The organism is Kitasatospora sp. NPDC042419 (assembly GCF_056437345.1).
In genome coordinates this window covers 1-12562 of record NZ_JBWKAW010000069.1, presented here as the reverse complement: position 1 = coordinate 12562, position 12562 = coordinate 1, and the positions used below count along the sequence as shown (strand labels likewise).

Here is a 12562-nt window from a genome sequence, read left to right as displayed (position 1 = left end):
TCACGGCGCCGCTCCTGCGCCGCGAGCGTGACGAAGTCACCACTGCCCTCACGGCGTTGGCGACCCTGTACGTCCACGGCGTCACGGTCGACTGGAGCCCGTTCTTCACCGGGGTCCGTCCGGCCGAGCTGCCGACCTACGCCTTCCAGCACCAGCGCTACTGGCTGGAGACGGCCCGAGGTGTCGGCGACCTGAGCGCCGCCGGGCTCGACGCGGCCGGGCACCCCCTGCTCGGCGCGGTCGTCCCGCTCGTGGACGGGGCCGGGACGGTGCTCACCGGCCGGCTCTCGCTCCGTGCGCAGCCCTGGCTCGGCGACCACGTGGTGGCCGGTGCTGCGCTGCTGCCCGGTACGGCGCTCCTGGAGCTCGCGCTCCAGGCCGCCCACCAGGTCGGCTGCGACACCGTCGAGGAGCTGACGCTGCACGCGCCGCTCGTCGTCCCGGACCGGACCGCGGTCCAGATCCAGGTGACGGTGGACGGGCCGGACGAGTGGGGCCGCCGGGCCCTGCGGATCCACTCCCGCGACGAGCACGGGGACGGCTGGCTGCACCACGCCACCGGTGCCCTCACCCGGACCGGTGCGACGGCGGAGCCGTCCGCCGACCCGTCCGAGGCCTGGCCGCCCGCCGACGCGGTGGAGGTGCCGCTCGACGGCCTCTACGCCGGTCTCCGGGACATCGGTCTGGACTACGGGCCGGCGTTCCAGGCCCTGCGAGCGGTCTGGCGGCGCGGCGACGACCTGTTCACCGAGGTGGTGCTCGACGAGGGGCAGCAGCGTGAGGCGTCGCGGTTCGGCGCGCATCCGGCCCTGATCGACGCGGCGCTGCACGCGCTGAGCCTGGCCGACACCGACACCGACACCGACGCCGACGGCGGCGACACCGACACCGACGGTGGGAGTGCGACGGTGGCGAGGCTGCCGTTCAGCTGGTCGGACGTGGCCGTGTACGCGGCCGGCGCGGACCGGCTGCGGGTCCGGATCAGTCCGGCCGGCGGTGACGCGATCCGGCTGGAGGCGTCCACCGCGGCGGGGCAGGCCGTTCTCACGGTCGGGTCGCTGGTGATGCGGCCGGTGCCCTCCGCCCGTCCGGGGGCGGCGGACCTGTTCGCGGTCGAGTGGGACCGGGTGCCGGCGCCGTCCGCACCCGCGGTCTCCCCGGGGGAGGCCGGCTGGGCGGTGCTCGGCGAGCCGCTGGCGGAGCTGCCCGGCGTGCCCGCGCGGGCCGGCCTCGGCGCCCCGGTGGTGCTCGTCGCCGCCGGTGCCACGGCCGACGGGACCAGCGGGACCGAGCGGGTCGCCGAGGCGACGCACGCCGAGGTCCGCCGGATGCTGGAGCTGGTGCAGCGCTCGCTGGCCACCGACTCCCGGCTGGTGGTCCTGACCAGGAACGCGGTCCTGCCGGAGGGCGACGGCGTCGACCTCGCCGGGGCGGCGGTCTGGGGGCTGCTCCGTTCGGCCCAGCAGGAGAACCCCGACCGGTTCGTCCTGCTCGACGTCGACGACGACGCCGCGTCCTGGCGGGCGCTGCCGGCGGCTGTCGCCTCCGGCGAGCCGCAGCTCGCGGTCCGCGGCGGCGCGCTGTTCGCACCGCGTCTGGCACGCACCGCGGCCGGCGGTCCGCTGGGTGGTCCGGCGGAGGGCCTGCCGGCCGATCCGGCAGCCGACCCGACGGGCGGGCCGTTCGGGGCCGGGACGGTGCTGATCACCGGTGGCTCCGGCACGCTCGCCGGCGAGGTGGCGCGGCACCTGGTCGCGGTCCACGGCGTCGGCCGCCTGCTCCTGCTCAGCCGTTCCGGGGGTGGGGAGGCACTCGCGCAGGAACTCCGCGCGGAGGGTGCCGAGGTCGCGCTCGCCGCGGCGGACGTCACCGACCGGGCGGCGCTCGCCGAGGTGCTCGCCGGGATCCCGGCGGAGCACCCGCTGACCGGGGTGGTGCACACCGCGGGCGTCCTGGCCGACGGGATCGTCGAGCAGATGACGCCCGACCGGCTCGACCGGGTGCTGCGCCCCAAGGTGGACGGCACGCTCCACCTGCACGAGCTCACCCGGGACCTGGACCTGTCGGCGTTCGTCCTGTTCTCGTCCGCGTCGGCGGTCTTCGGGACGCCGGGGCAGGCGAACTACGCCGCGGCGAACGCGTTCCTCGACGCGTTCGCGCAGCACCGCCGGGCGCTCGGCCTGCCGGGGCAGGCGCTGGCCTGGGGACCGTGGGCCGAGGGCGGCATGGCCGGGGACCTCGACGAGGCCGACCGGCAGCGGATGGCCCGCGCCGGTGTGCACCCGTTCGACGTCGCGTCGGGGCTCGCGGCCTTCGACGCGGGCGTGACCGCGCCGGCGGCGCCGGTGGTGCCGATCCGGCTCGACCTGGCGGCCGTGCGGGCGGGCGGGGAGGTGCCGCCGCTGCTCAGCGGCCTGGTCCGGCCGCAGGCGGTCGCGGTGCGGGCGGCGGTGGCGCCCGTGGTGGTTCCGGTGACCCAGCGGTTGGCGGGGCTGTCGGACGAGGCCAGGCGCGAACTGCTGCTGGACCTGGTGCACGGGCACATGGCCACGGTGCTGGGCTACCCGGCCGACCACCCGATGGAGCCCGACCGGGGCTTCCTCGACCAGGGCTTCGACTCGCTGACGGCGGTCGAGCTGCGCAACGGCCTGACGGCGGCGACCGGCCTGCGCCTCCCGGCGACGGTCATCTTCGACTACCCGACCCCCGGGGACCTGGCCGGGCACCTGCACGAGCAGCTGACCCCGGAGGAGCCGGCGGCTCCGCTGCTGCCCGCGCTGGCCGAGCTCGACCGGTTCGAGGCCTCGCTGGCCGCCGACGGGCTCGACCCGGAGGTCCGCGACCGGATCGCCGACCGGCTCCGGAAGCTGCTCGCGGGCTGGCAGCCCGCCGAGTCCGACGAGGTCGCCGACCTGCTGGAGGAGGCCAGCGACGAGGAGATGTTCGCGTTCATCGACAACGACCTGGGCCTCTGACCGGCCTGGGCCTCCGACCCGACCTGGGCCTCCGACCGACGGGGGCCCAGGACGGACCGACGACGGACGGGGCCCAGGCCGGACGGCGGCCGGACGACGGACGGTCGACGGTGGAGCGCCGGTACACGCCGGCGCTCCACCGGGCGGGCTGGTGGGCTGGTGGGCAGGTGGGCGGAGCGCCGTCGGAGGACGCCGGCGCCGCTACTTCCGCATGATCACGGGCTCGCGGCGGCGCAGGAGTCTGGCGACGATCAGGCTGAAGAGCACGGCGAGGACCACCAGCATGCCCATGTCGAGCAGCCAGACGGTGCGGCTGTGGGCGAAGATCGGATCGTCGGTGAGGGCGTCGGGGAGGAGGGCCCCCAGGTCGACGGTGGCGGCCATGGCGCCGAGCCCCCAGCGCGAGGGCACCAGCCAGGAGAGCTGGTTGAGGAACGGCGTGTGGTCGAGCTGGAGCAGCGCGCCGCAGAACACCACCTGGACGATGGCGACCAGGACCAGCAGGGGCATGGTCACCTCCTCCTTCTTCACCACGGCGGAGACGAGCAGGCCGAGGATCATCGTGGTGACGGACAGCAGCGCGGCGGCGAGGGCGATCTCCAGCAGGGGCGGCAGGAAGACGCCGTCGGCGCCCGGTGGCCCGAGCCCGACGCTGACCAGGGCGACCAGGGTGAGCACCACCGACTGGACGACGGTGATGGCCCCGAGCACCACGATCTTCGAGCACAGGTACGCGGATCTGGACAGGCCGACGGCGCGTTCGCGCTGGTAGATGACGGTTTCCTTGACCAGTTCGCGGACGGCGTTGGCCGCTCCGATGAGGACGGCGCCGACGCAGAGGATGAGCAGGGCGTTGAGGGCGGTGTCCTGGTCGAGCTGCCCGCCCGCGAGGGCGCGGGTCAGCGCGCCCATGATGAACGGGAGGGCGATCATCACGGCGATGAAGGTCCGGTCGGCGGCGAGCGCCGTGGAGTAGCGGCGGACCAGGGTGGAGACCTGCTTCCGCCAGCGCCGGGGGGTGGGTCTGGGGGCCGGGGCGGCGGCGGGCGCCGGCGCCCCGGCCCCGGAGACGGCGGGGTGGATGGCACCGGCGATGTAGCGCCGGTGGGGCGTGGAGGCCCGGTACTCGCCGGCCCAGTCGCGGTCGCGCTGGCTCTCGAAGGCCTCGAACGCCTGGGGCCAGTGCTCGAAGCCGAAGTGGCCGAGGGCCTCGCCGGGCGGGCCGTACCAGGCGATCCGGCCGCCGGGGACGAGCAGCAGCAGCCGGTCGCAGAGGTCGAGGCTGAGCACGCTGTGGGTGACGACGATGACGGTGCGTCCGTCGTCGGCGAGGCCGCGGAGCATCTGCATGACCGAGCGGTCCATGCCGGGGTCGAGGCCGCTGGTGGGCTCGTCGAGGAAGAGGAGGGAGGGTTTGGTGAGCAGCTCCAGGGCGACGCTGACGCGCTTGCGCTGGCCGCCGGAGAGGCTGGAGATGACCTGGTCGGCGCGCTGGGTGAGGCCGAGCTCGTTGATCACCTCTTCGACCCGGGCCTCCCGCTCGGCGGGTGCGGCGTCCTCGGGGAAGCGCAGCTCGGCCGCGTAGCGCAGGGCGCGGCGGACCCGGAGCTGGGTGTGCATGATGTCGTCCTGCGGGACGAGTCCGATGCGGTGGCGCAGCTCGGCGTACTCGCGGTAGAGGTCGCGGCCGTCGTAGCGGACGGTGCCCCCGGTGGCGGGACGCAGGCCGGTCAGGGCGTTGAGCAGGGTGGACTTGCCCGCGCCGCTGGGGCCGGTGACGGCGAGCAGGCTCTTCTCACCGACCGGGAAGGTGACGTGGTCGAGCAGGACGCGGTCGTCGCCGACCGTGACGGTGAGGTCCTCGACGTCGAGGTCGATGTCGCCGGTGTCGACGAACTCCTGGAGTTCGTCGCCGACCAGGCAGAACTCCGAGTGGCCGATGCCGACCAGGTCGCCCTGGCCGACGACGGCCTCGAACACGGGCTGGCCGTTGAGGTAGGTGCCGTTGTGGCTGGCCAGGTCCTCGATCTCGTACCGGCCGTCGGGGAGGGCGTGCAGTTCGGCGTGGTGGCGGGAGGCGGTGAGGTCGCTCACCACCAGGTCGTTGTCGGGCGCGCGGCCGATCCGGATGACCCTGGCGGACAGCGGGCGCACGCTGGCCGGCGGCCGGTAGGAGCCGGTGATCGAGGTGAGCGCGGACGACTGCCGCTGCCGGACGGTGGCCGACTCGGGCGGGGTCCGCAGGCAGCAGCACGGGCCGTCGGCGGGATCGCCGAAGCGCACCACGCTGCCGGGGCCGACGTCCAGGTGCTCGACGCGGTGGCCCTCGGTGTAGGTGCCGTTGGTGGAGCCGACGTCGTCCAGCACCCACTGGCCGTCCCCCACGTGCAGGACGGCGTGGTGCCAGGAGACCCGGGGGTCGGTCAGTACGACGTCGCTCTCCGGGTCCCGGCCGACGGCGTAGGAACGGCTCGGGCTCATGACCTGCGAGTCGCCTTCGGCGTCGAGTACGAGCTGGGGCGCGCTGGGCCCGAAATCTCGGTCTCCCATACGGACGATGCTAGTCCGACGGGGCGCCGGCTGCCCGGGAGACGAGCTCGCCCCCCTGCCGGGCCCGCCGTCCGGCCCCGCTGTCCGGCCCGGTCGGCGGCCCGCCGTCCGGCCCGGTGCACGCGACGGGACACGCGCTAAGGGACTCCTAGGGGTTGAGGGGCCTGTGGGGTGCTCCTACCGTCTGGGACGGTACCGCCGGTCCGCGGTGCCGTCCCACCCTGCGATCCCGGTGACCACCGGAGTGAGGTGACGCGCTGGTGTCGACTGAGCAGAGGCTCCGGGACTATCTGAAGCGGGTGACCACGGACCTCCACCAGACGCGCAAGCGGCTGGCCGAGGCCGAGGCCGGCACGCGCGAACCGATCGCGATCGTCGGCATGGCCTGCCGGTACCCCGGCGGTATCACCACCCCGGACGAGCTGTGGAGCCTGGTGGCCGACGGCCGGGACGGCATCGGGTTCTTCCCGACCGACCGCGGCTGGGACGTCGAGGGGCTCTACCACCCCGATCCCGACCACCCGGGCACGTCCTACGCCCGGGAGGGCGGCTTCCTCTACGAGGCCGCGGACTTCGACCCCGAGGTGTTCGGGATCTCGCCGCGGGAAGCGCTCGCGACCGACCCGCAGCAGCGGCTGCTGCTGGAGACGGCCTGGGAGGCGCTGGAGCGCGCCGGGGTCGACCCGCTCTCGCTGCGCGGCTCCCGGACCGGCGTCTACGTCGGGCTGATGTACCACGACTACGCCGCGCGCCTGCTGGACGTCCCGGACGAGGTCGAGGCGTACCTGGGCACCGGCAACGCCGGCAGCGTCGCCTCCGGCCGGATCTCCTACACGCTCGGGCTGGAGGGCCCCGCGCTGACCGTGGACACGGCCTGTTCGTCGTCCCTGGTCACGCTGCACCTGGCCGCCCGGGCGTTGCAGGCGGGCGAGTGCGACCTGGCGCTCGCGGGCGGGGCCGCGGTGATGGCGACCCCGGAGACCTTCGTCGGCTTCTCGCGGCAGCGCGGGCTGGCCGCCGACGGCCGCTGCAAGTCCTTCGCGGCCGCCGCCGACGGCACCGGCTGGGGCGAGGGCGTCGGCATGCTGCTGGTCGAGCGGCTCTCCGACGCCCGGCGCCTGGGCCACCCCGTCCTGGCGGTGGTGCGGGGTACGGCGGTGAACCAGGACGGCGCCTCCAGCGGTCTGACGGCGCCGAACGGTCCGTCGCAGCAGCGGGTGATCCGCGCCGCGCTGGCCGACGCCGGACTGACGGCGCAGGACGTCGACGTGGTCGAGGCGCACGGCACCGGCACCACGCTCGGCGACCCGATCGAGGCGCAGGCCCTGCTGGCGACGTACGGGCGGGACCGTGAGGGCGAGCCGCTGCGGCTCGGCTCGATCAAGTCGAACCTCGGGCACACCCAGGCCGCGGCCGGTGCGGCCGGGATCATCAAGATGGTGCAGGCGATGCGGCACGGGCTGATGCCCCGCACGCTGCACGTCGACGCGCCCACCCCGAAGGTCGACTGGGCCGCGGGGCGGGTGGAGCTGCTGACCGAGGCCCGCCCCTGGCCGGCGGGCGACCGGCCGCGCCGGGCCGCCGTCTCCTCGTTCGGCATCAGCGGCACCAACGCCCACATCATCGTGGAGGAGCCCCCGGCCGCGCCCGAGCCCGCCCGAGCCGGGGCGACCCCCGAGCCCGCCGCGGCCCCCGGGCTCGCCGACGCGGACGCGACGGCACCCGGCCGCGTGGTGCCGCTGATCGTCTCCGGGCCGGACGCCGACGCGCTGCGCCGGCAGGCCGGGCAGCTCGGCCGGTACCTGCGGGAGCAGCCGGGCAGCGCCCTGGCCGACGTCGCCCGGGCGACGTCGCTGCGGGCCGCGCTGCCGCACCGGGCGGTGCTCCTCGCCCAGCGGACCGACGGCGGCACCGGGCAGGCGGCCGACGCACTGACCGCCTGGGCCGCCGGCGGCCGGGGCGAGGGCGTGCTCGAAGGCGTCGCGGTGCGCGGGAAGCGCGCGTTCCTCTTCACCGGCCAGGGCGCGCAGCGGCCGGGCATGGGGGCGGGACTCGCCGCCGGACACCCGCTGTTCGCGGACGCGCTGGCCGCCGTCGCGGCCGCGTTCGACCCGCACCTGGCCGTGCCGCTGGCCACCGCGCTCCACGACGAGGACCTCGTCCACCGGACCGAGTACGCCCAGCCGGCGATCTTCGCCGTCGAGGTGGCCCTCCACGCCCTGCTCACGCACTGGGGCGTGCGGGCCGACGTCCTGGTCGGCCACTCGATCGGGGAGATCGCGGCGGCGCACGTCGCCGGGGTCCTGAGCCTGGCCGACGCGGCCGCGCTGGTCGCGGCACGCGGCCGGCTGATGCAGGAACTGCCCGCCGGCGGGGCGATGCTCGCGGTCGGAGCCGCGGAGGAGGACGTCCGGGAGGCGTTCGGCACGCTGGACGTCGCGGCGGTCAACGGCCCGACGGCGGTGGTGGTCTCCGGTGACGCGGACGAGGTGGAGCGGGCGGCCGTGCTCGCCGCCGGGCGCGGCTGGAAGACCAACCGCCTGCGGACCAGCCACGCGTTCCACTCGCGGCTGATGGAGCCGATGCTGGACGGCTTCCGGGCCGTCGTGAAGACCCTCGGCTTCGCCGAACCGACGCTGCCGGCGGTGTCGAGCGTCACCGGCCGCCGGGTCGAGCCGGGGCAGTGGACGGACCCGGAGTACTGGGTCGAGCAGGTCCGCCGGCCGGTCCGGTTCGCCGACGCGGTCGGCGCGCTGGGCGGGATCGGCACGTTCGTGGAGCTCGGGCCGGACGGCGTCCTCACGGCGATGGCGCAGCAGCTGCGGCCGGACGCGGTGTGCGTGCCGACGCTGCGCAGGGACCGCGACGAGGCCGTCACCGCGCTCACCGCGCTGGGCACGCTGTTCGTGAACGGTTCCCCGGTCGACTGGAGCGCGGTGCTGCCCGGCACGGGCCGCGTCGACCTCCCGACGTACGCGTTCCACCGGCAGCGGTTCTGGCTGGACGGCCCGCCCGCGGGGCAGCCGGGCACCGAGGACTGGCGCCACCGCGTCGAGTGGCGGCCGGCCGGTGACCTGCCGGCCACCGAGCCGCCCGCCGGCGCCTGGCTGGTGCTGGGCGACGACGACGGCACCCTCGCCGGGGCCCTGCGGGCCGCGGGCACCGAGGTGGCCGCCGGGCCCGGACCGGCCCTCGCCGGCGTGCTGGCCGCCGTGTCGACCCCCGCCGAGGCCCTCGCGGTCACCCGGCTGGGCGTGACGGCGCCGCACTGGTTCGTCACCCGGCGCGCGGTGGCCGCCGGACCGGACGATCCCGCGCCCGAGCTCGGTCCGGCGGCGGCCTGGGGCCTGGCCCGGGTCCTCGGCCTGGAGCACCCGGACCGCTGGGGCGGGCTGGTGGACCTCCCCGAGCAGGCGGACGCCCAGGTGGCGGCCGGGCTCCTCGCCGTCCTCGCCGGCGGGCTCGGCGCCGAGGACCAGGTCGCCCTCCGCGCGGCCGGGCCGCTGCTGCGGCGGCTGGTCCCCGCACCCGTGCCGGCCGGCGCGCCGCGCTGGCGGCCGGAGGGAACCGTCCTCGTCACGGGCGGAACCGGCGGCCTGGGCGCCGAGGTCGCCCGCTGGGCCGCGGCCCGCGGCGCGCAGCGGCTGGTCCTGGTCTCCCGCCGGGGCGCCGACGCCCCCGGCGCGGCGGAGCTGCTGGCCGAGCTGCCGGGCGCCGAGGCCCACGCCTGCGACCTGTCCGACCGGTCGGCGGTGGAGGCCCTGCTGGCGGAGGTCGGCGCGGTCGACGCGGTCGTGCACGCGGCCGGCGTCAGCCAGGACGTGCCGCTGGCCGCCGAGGACGCGGAGCACCTGCGGTCCGTGGCGGCCGGCAAGGTGGACGGCGCGGCCCATCTCGACGAGCTGCTGCCGGACGTTCCGCTGGTCGTCTTCTCCTCGATCGCGGGCGTCTGGGGGAGCGCGGAGCAGGCGGCCTACGCGGCGGCGAACGCGGCCCTGGACGCGCTCGTGGAGCGGCGCCGGGCGCAGGGCCGCCCCGGCACGGCGATCGCCTGGGGGCCGTGGGCCCGGATCGGCATGGCGGCCGACGACGGCGTCGCGGACCGGCTGCGGCTGCGCGGGCTCGCCCCGATGGCGCCGGAACGGGCGCTGGACGCGCTCGGCGTCGCGGTCGGCGCCGAGGACGCGCTGGTCACCGTCGCCGACGTGGACTGGGCGCGGTTCGTCCCGGTGTTCTCCGTCGCGCGGCCCCGGCCGCTGCTCGCCGGCCTGGTCCCCGACCCGGTCCCGGCCGCGCGGCCCGACGCCGGCCCGGCCCGCGACGACCCGGCCGGGCAGCTGGCCGCCCGGCTGGCCGAGGCGGACCAGGCCGAGCGGGAGCGGATCCTGCTGCGGCTGGTCCGGGACGAGGCGGCGGCCGTGCTCGGGCACGGCTCGGGGGCCGCGGTCGCGGCGGAGCGCGCGTTCAGCGAGCTCGGCTTCGACTCGCTCACCGCCGTGCAGCTCCGCGACCGGCTGATCGCCGCGACCGGACTGCCGCTCGCGCCGACCCTCGTCTTCGACTACCCGAACGCCGAGCGGATCGCGGGCCACCTCGGGGAGTCCCTCGCGCCCGCGGAGGAGGCGGTGGACCTGCCCGACGGCGAGATCCGCCGGGCCCTGGCCGCTATCCCGGTCGAACGGCTGCGGGAGTCCGGGCTGCTGCCCCGACTGCTGCGGCTGGCGCCGGGGGACCAGGGCCGGCCGGCTCCGGAGGCGACCGCACCGACCGTGCCGGCCGCACCCGCGGGCGACCTCGACGCGATGGACGTCGAGGCCCTGATGCGGCTCGCGCTCGGCGACGCCGCCCCCGACGAGGACTGACACCCCGGCACCCGCCCGCCGGGCTCACCGGACCCCGGGCTCCCCGGATCCTGTCTCCCCGGGATCCGGGGAGCCCGGTCCGGTCGACGCCCCGGCGGCCCGCCCGGATCCCGGTCCGGCCCGAAACCCCGTCCGGCGGACACCCCGCCGGACGGACACCCTGCCGGACGGACACCCCGTCCGCCCGAAACCCCGTCCGCCCGAAACCCGTACGGCGGACAGCCCGCCGGGCCGCCCCGCCGTTCCGCGGGGGCGGCCCGCCCCCGACCTTTCCCTGTCACCCGCGACGGACCCCGTCGCCTCCCACGTGAGCAATTCCGAGGCCCGAGAGCGGCCTGACGAGCGGAGTGGACCATGACCCAGCCGGACGAGAAGCTCGTCGAGGCCCTGCGCAGCGCACTGAAGGAGACCGACCGGCTCCGCCGCCGGCAGCAGGAGGCCGAGGCACGCGCCTCCGAGCCGATCGCCGTCGTCGGCATGGCCTGCCGCTACCCCGGCGGGGTGCGCGGCCCGGAGGACCTCTGGCGCCTGGTCGCCGAGGGCAGGGACGCGGTCGGGGAGTTCCCGACCGACCGCGGCTGGGACCTCACCACGCTGTTCGACGACGACCCCGACGCGCCCGGCACCTCGCTGGCCCGCGAGGGCGGGTTCCTGTACGACGCCGGTGACTTCGACGCCTCGCTGTTCGGGATCAGCCCGCGCGAGGCCCGCGCCATGGACCCGCAGCAGCGGCTGCTCCTGGAGTGCGCCTGGGAGGCCTTCGAACGGGCCGGCCTGGACCCGACGGGACAGCGCGGCACCCGCACCGGCGTCTTCGCCGGCAGCAACGACCAGGACTACCTCGGCCTGCTCGGCGACCACCCCGGCGAGCTGGAGGGCCACCTGGGCACCGGCAACGCCTCCAGCGTCCTGTCCGGCCGGCTGGCCTACACCTTCGGGCTGGAGGGCCCGGCCGTCACGGTGGACACCGCCTGCTCCTCGTCGCTGGTCGCCCTGCACCTGGCCGTGCAGGCCCTGCGCAACGGCGAGTGCGACCAGGCCCTGATCGCCGGCGTGCTGGTGATGTCGACGCCGGGGACGTTCCTGGAGTTCTCCCGGCAGCGCGCCCTGGCCGGCGACGGCCGCTGCCGGTCGTTCGCGGCCGCCGCCGACGGCACCGGCTGGGGCGAGGGCGCCGGGGTCCTGCTGGTCGAGCGGCTCTCCTCGGCGCGGGCCGCCGGGCGCCCGGTGCTGGCCGTGGTCCGCGGCACCGCCGTCAACCAGGACGGCGCCTCCAACGGGCTGACGGCGCCGAACGGCCCCGCCCAGCGGCGGGTCATCCGGGCGGCGCTGGCGAACGCCGGCCTGACGGCGCAGGAGGTCGACGCGGTCGAGGCGCACGGCACCGGCACCACGCTCGGCGACCCGATCGAGGCCAACGCGCTGCTCGCCACCTACGGCCAGGGCCGCGAGGGCGAGCCGCTGTGGCTGGGCTCGCTCAAGTCGAACATCGGGCACACCCAGGCCGCCGCGGGCGTCGGCGGCATCATCAAGATGGTCGAGGCCATGCGGCACGGGCAGCTGCCCCGGACGCTGCACGTCGACGCGCCGACCCCGAAGGTCGACTGGACCTCGGGGAAGGTGGAGCTGCTCACCGAGGCCCGGCCCTGGCCGGCGCTGGACCGCCCGCGCCGGTCGGCCGTCTCGTCGTTCGGCATGAGCGGCACCAACGCCCACGTGATCCTGGAGCAGGGCGATCCGGTCCAGGAGCCCACGGGCGCCGTGGCGGAGGCCGGTCCCGTTCCGCTGCTGCTCTCCGGGGCCGGCTCCGCCGCGCTGCGCGCGCAGGCCGCCGCCGTACGGGAGTCCGCGGCGGCCGGCGCGCCGCTGCCGGAGGTCGGGGCGGCGCTGGCGCGGCGCGCCGTGCTGTCGGACCGGGCGGTGGCGTGGGACGTCACCAGCCTGGAGGCGGTCGAGTCCGGACTCGTGGCGGGCACCGCCCTCGACGCCACCGACGTGGTGTTCGTGTACCCGGGGCAGGGTGGTCAGTGGCTGGGCATGACGGTGGGTCTGCTGGATTCGCCGGCGTTCGCGGAGCGGCTGCGGGAGTGTGACGCGGCGCTGCTGCCGCTGACGGGCTTCTCGGTGGAGGCGGTGCTGCGCGGCTCCGAGGACTGGCTGGCGCGGGTGGAGGTC

3 protein-coding genes and 1 pseudogene are annotated in these 12562 nt (G+C 76.6%); 3 read left to right on the top strand and 1 reads right to left on the bottom strand.

Annotated features, from left to right (window positions below; all coding sequences use genetic code 11):
* On the top strand, positions 1–2975 hold a 2975-nt coding region (locus AC067J_RS43400), incomplete at its 5' end, for a type I polyketide synthase (RefSeq protein WP_478308395.1).
* Positions 2976–3176: 201 nt separating this feature from the next.
* On the opposite strand, the gene AC067J_RS43395 is transcribed toward AC067J_RS43400, so the two are convergent.
* The gene (locus AC067J_RS43395) at positions 3177–5525 is read right to left on the bottom strand and encodes an FHA domain-containing protein (protein ID WP_478308394.1); all 2349 of its coding nucleotides are present in this window, start codon (positions 5523–5525) and stop codon (positions 3177–3179) included.
* A 278-nt stretch (positions 5526–5803) separates the two neighbouring features.
* On the opposite strand from AC067J_RS43395, the pseudogene AC067J_RS43390 reads away from it, so the two are divergent.
* Positions 5804–10387, top strand: a pseudogene (locus AC067J_RS43390) (type I polyketide synthase); the annotation flags it as partial.
* A 354-nt stretch (positions 10388–10741) separates the two neighbouring features.
* Positions 10742–12562: type I polyketide synthase (locus AC067J_RS43385; RefSeq protein WP_478308393.1), on the top strand; the 1821-nt coding region annotated here is incomplete at its 3' end.

Coding starts and splice junctions, on each gene's coding strand:
- AC067J_RS43395 (WP_478308394.1), bottom strand. CDS start 5,525: ATGGGAGACCGAGATTTCGGGCCCAGCGCGCCCCAGCTCGTACTCGAC.